Here is a 14,259-nt window from a genome sequence, read left to right as displayed (position 1 = left end):
CGGTCAGGCGCCGCCAACCCCTACCGGAAGTCCCGTGACCGCCCCGGTACCGCCAGCGTCAGCGGGGCGAGGTGCTCCGCCAGGAGGTTGACGGCGCCGTCGGCGGCCTCGATCCGTCCGCGGATCACCATGGCCTGCGCCGACCGTGCGACCCGGCGGAACCGCTGCCACAGCCCGACGGTGCAGATCACGTTCAGCAGCCCCGTCTCGTCCTCCAGGGACAGGAACGTCACGCCCCCGGCCGTACCCGGCCGCTGCCGGTGCGTCACCACCCCGCCGACGGCGACCCGGCGTCCCGGCTCGGTCACCATCGCCTGGGCGACCGTGAGCACGCCCGCCGCCTCCAGCCCCGGCCGGACGTGCTGCGTCGGGTACGAGTCGGGCGTGACGCCGGTCGTCCACGCGTCGGCCTGCGCCAGCTCGACCTCACTCATCCCCGGCAGCACCGGGGCGTCGACGCCGACGCTGACGCCGGGCAGCGTCGTCGGCCCCTCCTGGCCCAGGGCGCCCGCGGCCCACAGGCCTTCCCGCCGGTCGACGCCGAGCGGCTCCAGCGCCCCGCCCGTCGCGAGCGCCTCGAGCTGCGCCGTCGACAGCTCGACCCGCCGCACGAGGTCCCGCAGCGACGCGAACCCCGCCGGGCCCGCGGCGTCGCGGGCCGCCACGATCTCCTCCGCCTTGTCCTTCCCGATGCCCCGCACGGACTCCAGCCCCATGCGGACCGCGAGCGCCGGGTCGGCCCGGACGAGGTCGGCGACGGACGAGGCCTGGGTCTGGGTCTGGGTCTGGGTCTCGACGGGCTCGGTCGGCGAAGGGGCACGCTCGACCGAGGAGAGCACCCGGGACGCCGCGACCGAGGGCCGCAGCACGCGCACCCCGTGCCGGCGCGCGTCGGCGACCAGGGACTGCGGGGAGTAGAACCCCATGGGCTGGGCCGCGAGCAGCCCCGCGTAGAACGCGGCCGGGTGGTGCACCTTGAGCCAGGAGCTCACGTACACGAGGTGCGCGAAGGAGTAGGCGTGCGACTCGGGGAAGCCGAAGTCGGCGAAGGCCCTGAGCTTCTCGAAGATCTCCTCCTGCACCCCGGGCGGGATCTTGTTCGCGGTCATCCCCGCGTAGAGCCGTTCGCGCAGCGCTTCCATGCGTTCCTGGGACCGCTTGGACCCCATGGCGCGCCGCAGCTCGTCGGACTCCTTGGGCGTGAACCCGGCGACGTCGATCGCCATCTGCATGAGCTGCTCCTGGAACAGCGGCACGCCCTTGGTGCGGCCCAGGGAGTTCTCGAGCAGCGGGTGCAGGTACTCCACCTTCTCGCGCCCGCGGGCCCGCTCGATGTACGGGTGCACGGACCCGCCCTGGATGGGGCCGGGCCGGATGAGCGCGACCTCCACGACGATGCTGTAGAAGTCGCGCGGCCGCAGACGCGGGAGTGTCGCCATCTGAGCGCGCGACTCCACCTGGAACACGCCCACGGTGTCGGCGGCGCACAGCAGGTCGTACACGAGCGGGTCGTCCTGCGGCGGGTCGTGCAGCTCGAGGCGCTCCCCGGTGTGCTCCTCGATGGACTCGAACGCGTACCGGATGGCGGTCAGCATGCCCAGGCCCAGCAGGTCGAACTTGACCAGCTCGGCGTCGGCGCAGTCCTCCTTGTCCCACTGCAGCACGGTGCGCCCCTCCATGCGGGCCCACTCGACGGGGACCACCTCGATCACCGGGCGGTCGCACATCACCATGCCGCCGGAGTGGATGCCCAGGTGGCGGGGCAGGCGGAGCATGCGGTCGGCGAGGTCGAGCACGTCGTCGGGGATCTCCCCCTCCTGCGCGGCCGACGGCGGCGTGCGGAACGGCACCACGTCGTGGGTGTCGTCGGCGCGCTCCCGGGGCTCGCCCGCCGCGCGCGCCTCCTGCGCGAGCACGTCGACGAAGGTCCCGTTCTCCCCCGGCCCCCACAGCGCCGTCATGCGGGCGTCCTTGGCGGCGGTCCGGTTCTGCGGGGCGGGTCCGGCGCCCGGGGCGCCGTCCGACGGCGGGGTGGTCACCCTCGGTTTGAGCGTGCCCCAGCGCTCGATGCTCTTGGACCAGGCGTCCTGCTGCCCGACGTCGTAGCCGAGCGCGCGGGCGGCGTCGCGCACCGCGGAGCGTGGCCGGTAGGAGATGACGTTGGCGACCTGGGCCGCGTGCGTGCGCCCGAACTTCTCGTAGACGTACTGGATCACCTCCTCGCGCCGTACCGACTCGATGTCGACGTCGATGTCCGGCGGGCCGTCCCGCTCCGGCGCGAGGAACCGCTCGAACAGCAGCCCGTGCTGCACCGCGTCCACGGCGGTGATCCCCAAGGCGAAGCAGACCGCCGAGTTCGCGGCGCTGCCCCGCCCCTGCGCGAGGATGCCGTTGCGCCGGCAGAACTCCACCAGGTCGTAGACCACGAGGAAGTACCCGGGAAACTCCAGGTCGGTGATGACCTTCAGCTCGTGGTCGATCTGCTTCCAGGCCTTCCGGTTGCCCTCCCGAGGACCGTAGCGCCGTGTCGCGCCCTGGTAGGCGAGCTCGCGCAGCCAGGACTTCTCGTCGTGCCCCTCCGGAACGGGGTAGGGCGGCAGCCTCGGCGCGATGAGCTTCAGGTCGAACTCGCACTCGGCGCCCAGCGCGGCCGCCGTCGGCACCGCCTGGGGGTGCCTGTGGTGCAGGCGCGCCATCTCCGCGCCGCTGCGCAGGTGCGCGGTGGGCGCGCCGGGCAGCCAGCCGTCCAGGTCGTCCAGGCTCGACCGGGCCCGGACCGCCGCGAGCGCCCCGGCGAGGTCGGCGTCCCGGGGGCGGGCGTAGTGCGCGGCGGTGGTGGCGACGAGCGGCAGGCGTGCCTCCTGTGCCAGCAGGGCGAGCGCGTCGTGCAGGTCGGCGTCGCGCGGGTCGCCGGTCGCGGTGATCTCGACGGCCACGTTGTCCCGCCCGAAGGCGTCGACCAGCCGCTGCAGCTCCCGCCGCCCTCCATCCAGTCGATCGCTCCGGTTCCCCTCCCGTCGGGTGCTGGACGTCAGGGCCTGGCGGACCGGGCCCTTGCGGCAGCCCGTGAGGACCAGCCACTCGCCTGACGACGCCTCGCCCAGACGCTCCAGCGTGTAGTTCGCGGCACCCTTGACGCCCGCGTCGAGGTGCGCGGTGCCGATCGCGCTCGACAGGTTGCGGTACCCCTGCGGCCCGCGCGCGAGCACGAGCAGGTGCGTCGCGCGCGGGTCGGGGATCCCGGTCGGCGGGTCGAGCACGGGCGCGCCGCCCGTGCCGGCCGGGGCCGGCAGGTGCAGCTCCGCCCCGAACGCGGTCTTGAGCCCGACCTTCTTCGCCGCCTGCGAGAACCGCACCACGCCGTACAGCCCGTCGTGGTCGGTGATCGCGAGCGTCCTCAGTCCGAGGCGCGCGCCCTCGGCGGCGAGCTCCTCGGGGTGCGAGGCGCCGTCGAGAAAGCTGAACGCGGAGTGCGCGTGCAGCTCGGCGTAGGGGACGGGCGCCGTCCCGGTCCTAGTCATAAAGAGCCTCCAGGGACCATGACCCCGCCGCCGACGACAGCAGCAGGCCGAGCGTGAGCTCGTCCCGTCCGGCGGGGCCGTCGACCACCACCTGGAGGAACACGCGACGCTTGCCCCGGGACGTCCACCACCGTTCGGCGACCGGCCAGGGCCCGGCCCAGTCGACGACGGCGGCGTCGAGACCGGCCCACGCGGCGTCGCCGTCGGCGTCCGCACCGCCGCCGGCCGCCTCCCCCGGCACCAGCACGCGGGCCGGCTCGCCGCTGACCGCCAGCCGCACGTCGACGACGACAGGCTGCCCCGCGGCGTCCAGCACGTGCGCGGGGACGGGCTCAGGGAGCACCACCGACGGCGCCGGGGGCGGCAGGGCGCCGGGCCAGGGCCGGTCGGGGTCGCGCTCGGGCGGGACCTGCTCGCCGTAGGGCACGAGCTGGACGCGGTCGCGGGGGTCGCGGCCGCCCTGGAGCCGCACGGTGAGCACGGCGTCGCCGCCGAGCAGGGCCTGCACGCGCTCGACGGCGCGGCGGGCGCGCAGGTCCTCGCCCGCGCCGGGCCCCCAGAGGCGCGGCTGCAGGGCCCCGGCGGGGGCGACCTCCTCGGCGGCCAGGCTCAGGCCCGCGATCGGGGCGGGCCGCTCGCCCTGCCCGAGGGACGACGCCGTGAGCCAGCCCTCGAGCTGCCAGCGCACGCGGTCGGTGATCCGGGCGGCCGACAGCCCGCCGAGGGTGTCGTCGGTGCGCCACAGCCGTTCCAGGGTGCGGGCCTCGCCCGTGACCGGGTCGACGGCACGCGCCGTGATCCGCAGCCGGCCGCACGCCAGACCGCGCCGGTGCAGGTCGTCGTGCAGGCGCTCGGCGAGGCGGCGGGCGGCGAAGGTCGCGACGTCGACCCGGTGCGCCGGCGGGTCCAGCTCCTCGGTGACGGTCATGTCCTCGACGAGCCGGCGCCGGGCGGGCGGGCGCACGTCCTGCCCGCGGGCGAGGCGCTGCGCCCACACGCCGAGGTCGCCGAACCGGGCGGCGACGGCGGCGTCGGGCAGGGCGGCCAGGTCCGCGAGCGTGCGCACGCCGAGGCGGCGCCACAGGTCGACCAGCTCGGTCAGCGCCCGGTCGGCGGGCCGGGCGTGCACGAGCACCGCGGCGGGGCGGGGCGCGAGGTAGTCCCGGGAGTCCCCGGGCGGCACGACGGCGTCGTCCCGCGCGGCCAGGACGGCGGCCAGGTAGCCGTCGGCGACCCCGACCTGGCACTCGTGGCCGGTGCGGACGGCGACCTGCTCGGTCAGCTCGCGCGCCAGGTCGTGCTCGGAGCCGTGGTAGCGGGCCGCGCCGCCGGACGGCAGCAGGAGCAGTCCCGGGCGGGCGATCTCCAGTCCCGAGACCACGGTCTCGGCAGCCACGGCGACGGGTTCGAACTCGCGGGCGTCGCGGGCGTCGTCGGCGGCCCAGAGCTGCAGGTCGGGGCAGCGTCCCTGGGCCTCGCGACGCCGCATGCCGCGGCGCACCCCGGCGCTGCGCGCGGGCGCGGACACCGCGACGATCCGCCCGCCGGGGCCGCCCGTGACGGCGGCGGGCACCTCGGGGCCCAGGCCGGCGACGACCAGGGCGGCGACGACCGGCCAGTCCGGCACCCAGAGGCAGGCGGTGCGGGTCGCGGCTCCGAGAGCGGTTCTGGTCATCCCACCAGCTCCAGCGCCGGCCGGCTCCCGGCGGAAACGCCCTGCGCTCCGGCGGGCACACCCTGCGCCCCGGCGGGCTCCATGCCCCCGGCCGCCCGGCACACGGGCACCTCGACGTCCAGGTGCAGGGGACGCGATGCGCTCCCCCGCCCGGTGCGCCGCACCCGCAGGGTCCGGCGCCGTAGCCAGCCCACCCCGTGGTCGACCCCCGCCCACTCCCCGGCGGTGGCCTCGAGCACCACTTGGGCCCCGCCCCAGTCCCCCGCGCCCGGGCGTGCGGTCGAGCCCGGCGCGGCCGGGACCAGGACGGTTCCTCGTTCGCGGGCCCGGGCCGTCAGCCGGCGGCGGTCGTGGTCCAGCAGCGCCACCCCCGGCCCGACCACCACGACGTCCATGCCGTCGACCAGCGCGGCGAGCACCGCGGGCGCGTCCACCGCCGACCCGTCCGGCAGCGGCACCACCAGGGTGCGCGTCAGGTCGCACCCGGCGTCGGCCGCGGCGGCCAGCCCCGCGGCCGGGTACCCGACCAGCACCGTCCAGGCGCCGTCGCGGGACGCCTCGGCGAGCAGGGTGAGCAGCAGCGACGTCGAGCCCCGGACCACGACGGTGGTACCGGCCCGCAGGCCGCCGTCGGGCAGAAGGGCCGCGAGGTGCGGGTGCACGGGCAGCAGCACGCGCCCGGCGTCCCCCAGGCCGTCCGCGCCTGCCCGGCTGTCCGACGACGGGGCGGGCTCGGCCGTGTGCCCGCCCTGCAGCGCCCGGACCTGTATCCGGGGCCGCCCATAGGGTGCGGACCCTGCGCCCGTGGTCTGCTCGCGCACGCCGGTGCGCGACTCCGCGGACCGCAGGGCCGCGAGTGCCTGCGCGTGCCGGTTGTCGACGACCGGGGTGCTGCTGGTCTCCCGGGAGACGGATACGACGGTCATGGCCCTCCAGCGATGGTGCCTGCCGGTGGAGACCGGTGGTGGAGCACGTCATCGAACACATGTTCGACATTCCAGTAGATCCCCGCGCAGGCCCGCCTGTCAAGCCATCCGCGCCCCGACCCGCCCCCCGCCCCCCGGGAGTCAATTCACCCGAGCCATTTCGCCCTCTGGCACCCCGAGGTCATTTCACCCGGGTGAAATGCCATTCTTGGCGGCTACAGGATGAACGAAAGGAAGAATTCTGAATATGGCCCTGAACAGCGGGTTCATTGCCGGCAAACCAACCTCCCCCAGCCCTTGTCACGCCATTGGTGTTGCCACTACCTTGACCATGCTTCGCGGGTTAGAGGATTTAACGACCCGTGCACATCGCACCACAGCCATGTCGAAAAACAGGCACCAACACTCTCCCATCCCCATCGTCGGCCATACTGCGCCCGACGCGACCAAAGGAGTGCTCATGCAGAACGAGATGACCCAGACCCCGCTCATCGAGCTGCCCAACCTGGACTTCGAGGGCCTCGAGGTCCTCTCCGTCCGCGAGGCCGTTGCGGTGCCGGAGACCGGCGCCACCTCCGGCAGCAGCTCCTGCACCTCGACCTCCTGCTGTGGCAGCAGCTCCTGCTGCTCGTCGGGCTCCTGCGCCTGACCTGACCGGGCGTGGGGTCCGCTGCGGGCCCCACGCCCACCGTCCGACCACGAAGAGATCGAAGAGAGCAGGGACATGGACGCAGTCGTGGTGGAAGACCTCCACAAGAACTATCGCGCCACCCGGGCGCTGGGCGGCGTGAGCCTCTCGGTGACCGAGGGCAGCATCGGGGCGGTGCTCGGCCCGAACGGCGCGGGCAAGACCACCATGGTCGAGATCCTGGAGGGGCACCGGCAACGCACGTCCGGCAGGGTGTCCGTGCTCGGTCTCGACCCCGGGAACCGCAAGGACTTCGCGGTGCTGCGTACCCACCTCGGCGTCGTCTTCCAGGCCACCATGCTGGAGCCAGGGGTCTCCGCGCTCGACCTCGTCCACCGCCAGGCCACCTACTACCGCGACCCCCTCGACGTGGACGAGGTGCTCGCCGCCGTCGGGCTGACCGAGAAGCGGCGGGCCCTGGTGCGTACCCTCTCCGGCGGCACGCGCCGAAGGCTGGACATCGCACTCGCGCTCGTGGGCCGGCCGCGGATCCTGTTCCTCGACGAGCCCACCACCGGCCTGGACCCGGTGTCGCGGCGCAGTGCCAGGGAGCTGATCCGCAAGGTCAACGGACAGGGCACCACGGTGCTGCTCACCTCGCACGACCTGGAGGAGGTCGAGTCGCTGGCCGACGACGTCGTCGTGCTCGCCGGCGGCCAGGTCCTCACCTCCGGCACCACCCGGGAGATCGTGGCCGCGTCCGCGGCCGGCACGGTCGTCGAGCTCACGCTGCCCGACGGCGTCGGGGCCGGTGACCTGCCCTCGGGCCTGCCGTCCGGCCTCACCGTCGACGACGGCCGGGTCCGGGTCGTGACCGCCGACCCGGACGCGGTGACCACGATCCTGCACACCTGGGCCGATGCCCGCGGCGTCGCCCTGGAGGGGCTCGCGATCGTGCCGCCGCGTCTCGAGGACGCCTACCTGAGCCTGCTCGACGGCACGAGCACCGGCACCACGAACGACTCGGAGGACTGACATGACCACGGCCACTGCCACCCCTCTCGTCTCGCAGGCCGCGGCCAACCCGCTGCCGAGCCTCCTGCGCCACGTGGAGACCGAGATCAAGGACTTCTGGCGCTCGATCATCTCCCTCGCCTTCATCGTCCTGATGCCGATCGGCTTCTACGTGGGCTTCGGGTTCGCCTTCCGTGCCCAGGGCGGGACCGTCCTGGAGGTCGGCGAGCACTCCCTCACACAGGCAAACCTCAGCTACGCGGGCGTCCTCACGTTCGGCATGATCTCCGTCGCCCTGGCGAACGTCGCGATCGGGCTGGCGATCCGGCGCCACCACGGGATCTTCCGCCGCCTGCGCACCACGCCGGTGCGCCCGTGGGTCGTGACGACGGCCTACCTGGTCAACGGTGTGCTCACCGCGATCGTCGTGGTCGCGGCCGTCACCCTGCTCGGTACCCTGGCGCTGAACGTCCACGTCGAGCCGGAGCGGGTGCCGGCCCTCCTGGCGGCCCTGGTGCTCGGCTTCGTCTGCATCGCCCCGCTCGGCACCGCGCTCTCCCTCCTGCCCCCCAGCGCCGACGCCGCCGTGCCGATCATCAACGGCATCTTCTTCCCGCTGGCGTTCCTGTCGGGTGCGTTCATGCGGCTCCCGCTCGGTGAGGTGGGCGACGCGATCGTGTCCTACCTCCCGGGTGCCCCGCTGATGACGCTGGTCACGAGCGCCGTGGCGACGTCGGGCCCCGTGTGGGACGCGCGCGCCACCTGGATCCTGCTCGCCTGGGGCCTCGCGGGCGCAGTGGTGTCCCTGCGCTTCTTCCGCTGGACCTCCGAGCGCGAGCCACGCGGCTTCTCGTCGCAGCGCAGGGCCGATGCCGAGTAGCACCGAGGCTGCGCTCGCGCAGCTCGTCACGCCCTTCTGGGTCACCCGTACCAACCTCTACCCGAACCGCCCTCTCGCCGACGCCGCCACCGGCCGGAGCACCCGGGACGCCCTGATCACGCTCGCTCGCCTCACGGCACGCCGCGAGGCGCTGCGCGACCCTCTGGTGGAACACCTGCACGCCCTGGCACCACGGGTGCCCGACGACGTCCGCCACCGCGTGGTGCTACCCCTCAAGCGCGCGGTGTTCAACCGGCGTCCCCCCGGCCCGGCGATCGGGCCGGCGCTCGCGGGCACGGCGGCGGACCATCCGGAGCTCGCGCACATCGACGGCCTGGACGAGTGGCTGGCGACCTGGGACGACAGCGCTACCGCGGCCCTGGACGCCGCGCACGAACCCGCCGTGGCGACCGAGCGCGCCGAGCTCGTGCTCTGGGCGAGCGATCCCGACGTGCGCCGGTCGGTCGCCGTCACGAGCCGGGACCTGCTGCGGGCCGTCACCGACCGCGCGGGCACGCCTGCCGACCGGGCGTCACGCGGCGGGGCGAAGACCGAGAGCGCCCTGGTGCAGTACCACTCGCGCTCCACGGTCCGGGTCAGCCCGTTCTCCCTGTACACAGGCGTGCACGTGGCACAGCTCGACGGCACGGGGCCTGGCGGCACGGGGCCTGACGGCACGAGCCACGCGTCGCCGTCGGGCGGCGAGAGCGGGCCGCACGGGCGCCGCTCCGTGCCCGCCCTGCGCCATGTGCTGCTGCGCCACGCGGCACGCCGCCTGCTGACCGACCCGCGCGACGCCGCCCAGATCCCGCTGCGGCTGAGCGCGGGCCACGCCCGCGCCGGCGGGTTCCTGGAGGTGCACCGGCGGCACTGGGCGCAGCCGACGCCGGGTATGAAGGCCGACGGTGTCATGGAGGACGTCGCCCGGCTGCCGCTGTCGCCGTCGTTGGACCGCGTCGTCGACGTGCTGCTGGTGGCGTGCGACCCGGACTCGCCGGGCCTGCTGCCGGAAGCCCTCGCGGCTCGGCTGGCCCCCAACGGTCTGCCCGACGACGCCGCGCGCACCCTGGTCGACCAGCTCCGCACGCTCGGTCTGCTGCTGCCGGTGCTGCCCGTGCCGGAGCAGTCCCCCGACGCCCTGGTGCGGTGGCACGACGCCCTCGCCCCGATGGACGGGGCGGCGTCCGCCACGATGCGCCGCGCGGTGACCGTGAGCTTGGAGAACCTGGACCGGTTCTCCGCCGCCGACGCGGGCGCCCGCGTCAGGATCCTGGAGCAGCTCTCGGACCTGTGGTCGGACGCCGTCGGCGCACGGGTGGAGGCACCCCTGGTCGAGGACTGCTACATCGCGCCGTCCGACGGCGTCACCGACGACGACGTGCGCCGCTGGGCGGACGACACGGCCCGGCTCCGCCCCCTGCTCGACGCCAGCGACGACCAGCGGCTGCTGGGCGCCGCCCTGGAAACGGTGTTCGTGCAGCACTATGGGGTCGGCGGCACCTGCACCGACCTGCGCGAGCTCGCCCGGCACGCCTACGCGGCGTTCCCGCTCACGCAGCGACTCGTCGCGGGCGAGACCGTCGAGGGCGTGCCGGAGCGGGTGCGGCGGCTGCTGGCGGCGCACGAGGTCGCCGCGGCGCACCTGATCGACCTGCAGCACCGGCCGGTCGAGTCGGCCGCGGTGGACCCGGCGATGCTCGAGCAGGTCGCCGCGCTCCTGCCGCCGGCACCGGACGAGGTGCGCTCGGTGTCGGTGTTCGGCCAGCCGGCGGGGCACGAGCTCGTGGTCAACCACGTGTACGGCGGCCAGTCGCGCTACTTCAGCCGCTACCTGCACGACGTCGACCCGGCGGTCACCGAGGGGCTTCGCGCCCACGACCGGCGGCTCAACGCGGGCCGCTCGGTCCAGGTGCGGCCGGTGCTGGGCTTCAACGCCAACCTCAGCCCGCTGCTGGCCGAGCGAGAGCTGGCCCTGGCGGACGACCCGCCCAGCCCGGCGGCCGATCGCCTGCGGCTGGCGGACCTGCGCGTGATCCACACCCCGGACGGGCTGCGGGTGCGCACGCACGACGGCGAGCCGATCACGATCGTCTACACCGGGTTCCTGGTGCCGCACGCGCTGCCGTCCGACGAGATGCTGCTCGCGATCCTCGCGGGCGCCCCCTACTTCTCGTTCGGGGACCTGACGACGGACCTGCACGCGCGGTATGCCCGGCACCCGGGCGGCGGGCCGACGGCGGGTGCCGGCGGCTCGATGTCCGGCACCGCCCGCATCACCTGCGGAGACCTGGTGCTGTTCCGCCGCCGCTGGGTGCTGCCGCGCGACGTGCTGGTGCCCCGCCCCGGCGAGACGCCCCCCGAGCACTTCCGTCGGGTCAACGTCGAGCGGATCGCGCGCGGAATCCCGGACCAGGTGTTCCTCCGACCGCTGCAGGGCCGGGCGCTGACCCCGATGGAACGGGTCGTCGCACCCAAGCCGCAGCACGTGGACCTGCTCAGCCGCCTGCACGTGGCGCACGTGGCCAGGCTCACGCAACGCCTGGGCGAATGGCTGCTGGTGGAGGAGATGACACCCGTGCCGGGTCCCGACGAGCACGCCTCGGAGATCTTCTTCGAGGTCAGCGCGACCGAAGACAACACCACCGAAGACAACGCCGACACCAGGAGGCCCCGATGGTGACGACAGTGCGCCTCGCGTACTTCGACGACAAGGAACCGCTGGTCCGCGACGTCGTGCTGCCCGCGCTGGAGGAGGTCGCCGCGCTGCCCGGCGTGGACGGCGCCTGGGCGCGCTCGCACTGGTTGCGTGGACCGCACCTGCTGCTGCACGTGACGGGGCCGGCCGCGCCGGACGCGGCGGCCGGCCTCGCCGAGCGCCTGCGCGCCCACCTGGCCGCGCACCCCTCCCGTGCACGGCTCGACGAGTCGGGGTACGCGGCGACGTCGGCCGAGCTGGGCCGCCTGGAGCTGGTCGCCGGCCCCTACCTGCCGCTGTGGCCGGACGGGTCCGTCGAGGTGGTGGACACCACGACCGGCGACACGTTCGTCCGCACGCCCGCGGCGGAGCGGGCCAAGGGCCGCATCATGGCCGCCGGGACGGCCGTGCTGCGCACGGTGCTGACCGCCGGCACGACGCCGGTCACCCGCGCGGACGCCGCGTTCCTCGGCATGGCCGCCATCGCCGTCGCCTACCCGCGCCACGGGCTGGTGTCCGGCTACCAGGCGTTCCTGTCGCACTGGAAGGAGTGCTTCTTCTGGTACGACGCCGACGGGCGGGCCGACGCGGCGCTCACCGCCTCGTTCGAGGCGCAGCGGGACCTGCTCTGCGACCGGCTGCGCACCATCCAGGCCGGGGGCGAGGCCGCCCGCCAGGACCCGGTGGCGGCCGCCTGGCTCGACTGGGTGGATGCGGCGTTGCCGATCGCCCTCGAGCGTGCGGAGGCGGGCGACGTGCTGCCCTACCCGCACCCGGAGCGGGCCGAGCGGGCGGCGACGTTCGACGACGCCACGGCGGTGCGATGGAGCGGGTCCGACGAGCGCGGCTACAGCGACTATCACCGTGCCTTCCGACAGCTCGACTTCACCGCGCTGGGCAACGGCTCCGACTTCGCCGCCTACCGGTTCCTGGTCAACTGCTTCTTCGACCTGCTCACGGTGCTCGGCGTGACGCCGATGCAGCGCTACTCGGTGGCGCACCTGCTGACCGACGCCGCACAGGTGGTGGTCGGCGAGCCGTGGCAGATCACCGTCGAGCGCGCCGTGACCCGGCAGAGCGCCCAGGCTGTGCCGACCCTCCCGTGGCGGGGTGACGCAGGTGAGTGACACCGCGCAGGCTGAGGCGTCGATGGCCGAACCGGCGCAGCGGGCCGACGGCACGCGCGACGGCGGAACGACGGCGCGGACGGCGGATGTACGGCTACGGCGCGGCACCCGCACCCGTGACCTGGAGGGCCGGGGTGTCGCGGTGAGCACGGGGGGCGCGGCGGTCGTGGTCGACGGCGCGAACGCCGTGCGCCTGTGGGCCGCGGTGCGGCCCGTGCTGGAGTCGGGCGTCGATCCGGACGCGCTGCTGGCGGCCGTCCCGCCCGCGGGCCGGGCCGTGGTCGCCGGCCTGCTCGACCGCCTCGCCGAGCACGACCTGCTGCGTGAGGTGGAGGACGCCCCGCCGGAGGTCCCGGCCGCGACGCTCGACCACCTGGAGTCGATCACGCGCCGGCCGCACGCCGCTGCTCGCGCGCTGCTCGCCGCCCGCCTGCGGGTCCGGTACACCGGGAGCCGCGAGGTCGCCGAGGCCGCCGCGACGCACCTCGCGCAGGCGGGCTTCACCCCGCTGCCCGACGTCGTCCGCGCCGGGGCCGGTGACGCGTGGGCCGGCGCCGGCGCGACCACCGGCGCGACCGTCGTGGAACGGCAGGACGGCGACGCCTGGGTGCCGGTCGCGTTCGTCGCGGGCACCGGAGACCGCCGCCTGGTCGGCCCACGGGACCAGGACGCCACGCCGGAACTCCTCGCCGACGCGCTGGCCTGGGCCGACGCGCGCCCGGCCGCCCCGGAACGGGCGCACCTGGTCGGCCTGCTGACCGCTGGACAGCTCGCTCTGGCGGTGCTCGGCGCGGTGGTGCGGCAGGTCGAGGACCGGCCCGCCGACACGAGCGCTCCGGAGTACCTGGTCACCGCCGACAGCCTGGTCGCGGAGCCGCACCGGCGCGTCCTGCTGCCACCGGTCGGCCCGGCGGACGGCTGGACCGACGTGGCGCCTGCTGGCATCGGCGAGGCTCCCGGTACCGGCACCGCCGCTCCCGGAACCGGCGCTGCAGGCGCCGACGCGCCGGCCGACCTCGACGTCCCCGCAGTCCTGGACGCGCTCACGGACCTCTGGGACCCCGAGCTGGGACCGGTGGCCGAGCCGCTGCCCGGCGACCTGCCCCAGCTCCCCGCCGGGCTTGCCCTGGCCCGGCGCAGACCCACGCCCACCGGCACCGCGCCCGGCCGGCTCGGGATCGGTGTGACCACGGCGCAGGCCCGCCTCGACGCGGCCCTCGCCGAGGTGCGCGAGCTGGTCACGCTCGACCGGCCGGTCGGCGTCGGCCCGACGCTCGCCGACGCACAGGCCGAGGCAGCCGCCCGGCTGGCCGCCGGGGCCCACGGCTGGGAGCCGGGCACCGTGGTCGAGGAGGCGCTCGGCCCCCGCGCCCGGCGCCTGCACGCCGGGCTCACGCTGCGCCTGGGCGTGCCCACGCGCCTCGTCACGTCCGTGGGCGGCGACGGGTCGCCGCTCAGCGGGCTCGTCCGGGTCGAGGTGCACGGAGACACGCCCGGCCGGCTGCTCGGCACCGCCGTCGCCGCTGACCAGGGCGCCGCCTGCGAGGGTGCGCTGCTGCGCGCCACCGGCGTCGCCCAGTATGCGGCGGCGTCCACCGACCAGTCCCCCGCGCGGGCTTCCGCCGACGTGCTCGACGTACGCGGCGACGCCGTCCGGCAGAGTCTGTCGCGCTGGCTGACCACGACGGACGTGGTGCGGCTGCGCACCCCGTCCGGCCCGGCCGCACGCGCCTGGGTCCGGGCCGGCCTGCAGCTGGCGGAGGCATCATGGCGCTGACCGACGCTCCTACCGT

General features: G+C 75.1%; 9 protein-coding genes. 6 read left to right on the top strand and 3 right to left on the bottom strand.

Annotated features, from left to right (window positions below; genetic code table 11):
• Positions 1–20 precede the first annotated feature (20 nt).
• From ACIPN7_RS18585 to ACIPN7_RS18575, 3 genes are read right to left on the bottom strand one after another with little or no spacing between them, the layout of a single operon-like run.
• Positions 21–3,521 carry an error-prone DNA polymerase gene (locus ACIPN7_RS18585; RefSeq protein WP_400545385.1) on the bottom strand — a complete coding sequence of 1,167 codons (3,501 nt, stop codon included), beginning with the start codon at positions 3,519–3,521 and terminating at the stop codon, positions 21–23.
• On the bottom strand, positions 3,514–5,196 hold the full coding sequence (locus ACIPN7_RS18580; protein ID WP_400545382.1) for a DNA polymerase Y family protein: 1,683 nt from the start codon (positions 5,194–5,196) through the stop codon (positions 3,514–3,516). Before ACIPN7_RS18580 ends, ACIPN7_RS18585 begins: the two co-directional genes overlap by 8 nt.
• The gene (locus ACIPN7_RS18575; protein WP_400545379.1) at positions 5,193–6,122 is read right to left on the bottom strand and encodes a hypothetical protein; all 930 of its coding nucleotides are present in this window, start codon (positions 6,120–6,122) and stop codon (positions 5,193–5,195) included. The genes ACIPN7_RS18580 and ACIPN7_RS18575 overlap by 4 nt, the downstream gene beginning before the upstream one ends.
• 460 nt (positions 6,123–6,582) lie before the next feature.
• On the opposite strand from ACIPN7_RS18575, the gene ACIPN7_RS18570 reads away from it, so the two are divergent.
• The 6 genes from ACIPN7_RS18570 (at position 6,583) to ACIPN7_RS18545 (ending at position 14,243) form a co-directional block, all read left to right on the top strand.
• Positions 6,583–6,771: a thiazolylpeptide-type bacteriocin gene (locus ACIPN7_RS18570; protein ID WP_400545376.1), complete on the top strand. Its 189-nt coding sequence runs from the start codon at positions 6,583–6,585 to the stop codon at positions 6,769–6,771.
• 75 nt (positions 6,772–6,846) lie between these two features.
• Positions 6,847–7,785, top strand: coding sequence for an ABC transporter ATP-binding protein (locus ACIPN7_RS18565; protein ID WP_400545373.1), 939 nt, complete (start codon positions 6,847–6,849; stop codon positions 7,783–7,785).
• A 1-nt stretch (position 7,786) separates the two neighbouring features.
• Positions 7,787–8,644, top strand: coding sequence for an ABC transporter permease (locus ACIPN7_RS18560; protein WP_400545370.1), 858 nt, complete (start codon positions 7,787–7,789; stop codon positions 8,642–8,644).
• Positions 8,634–11,324, top strand: a complete 2,691-nt coding sequence (locus tag ACIPN7_RS18555; protein ID WP_400545367.1) for a hypothetical protein — start codon at positions 8,634–8,636, stop codon at positions 11,322–11,324. The genes ACIPN7_RS18560 and ACIPN7_RS18555 overlap by 11 nt, the downstream gene beginning before the upstream one ends.
• Positions 11,318–12,466 (top strand): hypothetical protein, encoded by a 1,149-nt coding sequence (locus tag ACIPN7_RS18550; protein ID WP_400545364.1) that lies wholly within the window; start codon positions 11,318–11,320, stop codon positions 12,464–12,466. The genes ACIPN7_RS18555 and ACIPN7_RS18550 overlap by 7 nt, the downstream gene beginning before the upstream one ends.
• Positions 12,459–14,243 (top strand): hypothetical protein, encoded by a 1,785-nt coding sequence (locus ACIPN7_RS18545; RefSeq protein ID WP_400545361.1) that lies wholly within the window; start codon positions 12,459–12,461, stop codon positions 14,241–14,243. The genes ACIPN7_RS18550 and ACIPN7_RS18545 overlap by 8 nt, the downstream gene beginning before the upstream one ends.
• Positions 14,244–14,259 lie beyond the last annotated feature (16 nt).

It is taken from the genome of Promicromonospora sp. NPDC090134 (assembly GCF_044746965.1).
GTDB lineage: Bacteria > Actinomycetota > Actinomycetes > Actinomycetales > Cellulomonadaceae > Promicromonospora.
Note: the sequence above shows the minus strand (reverse complement) of the source record. Positions and strands in the feature narration are given on the sequence as shown.

Excerpts from the sequence above, each read along its gene's own strand:
- ACIPN7_RS18585 (WP_400545385.1), bottom strand. The coding sequence starts at position 3,521 with ATGACTAGGACCGGGACGGCGCCCGTCCCCTACGCCGAGCTGCACGCG.
- ACIPN7_RS18580 (WP_400545382.1), bottom strand. The coding sequence starts at position 5,196 with ATGACCAGAACCGCTCTCGGAGCCGCGACCCGCACCGCCTGCCTCTGG.
- ACIPN7_RS18575 (WP_400545379.1), bottom strand. The coding sequence starts at position 6,122 with ATGACCGTCGTATCCGTCTCCCGGGAGACCAGCAGCACCCCGGTCGTC.
- ACIPN7_RS18570 (WP_400545376.1), top strand. The coding sequence starts at position 6,583 with ATGCAGAACGAGATGACCCAGACCCCGCTCATCGAGCTGCCCAACCTG.
- ACIPN7_RS18565 (WP_400545373.1), top strand. The coding sequence starts at position 6,847 with ATGGACGCAGTCGTGGTGGAAGACCTCCACAAGAACTATCGCGCCACC.
- ACIPN7_RS18560 (WP_400545370.1), top strand. The coding sequence starts at position 7,787 with ATGACCACGGCCACTGCCACCCCTCTCGTCTCGCAGGCCGCGGCCAAC.
- ACIPN7_RS18555 (WP_400545367.1), top strand. The coding sequence starts at position 8,634 with ATGCCGAGTAGCACCGAGGCTGCGCTCGCGCAGCTCGTCACGCCCTTC.
- ACIPN7_RS18550 (WP_400545364.1), top strand. The coding sequence starts at position 11,318 with ATGGTGACGACAGTGCGCCTCGCGTACTTCGACGACAAGGAACCGCTG.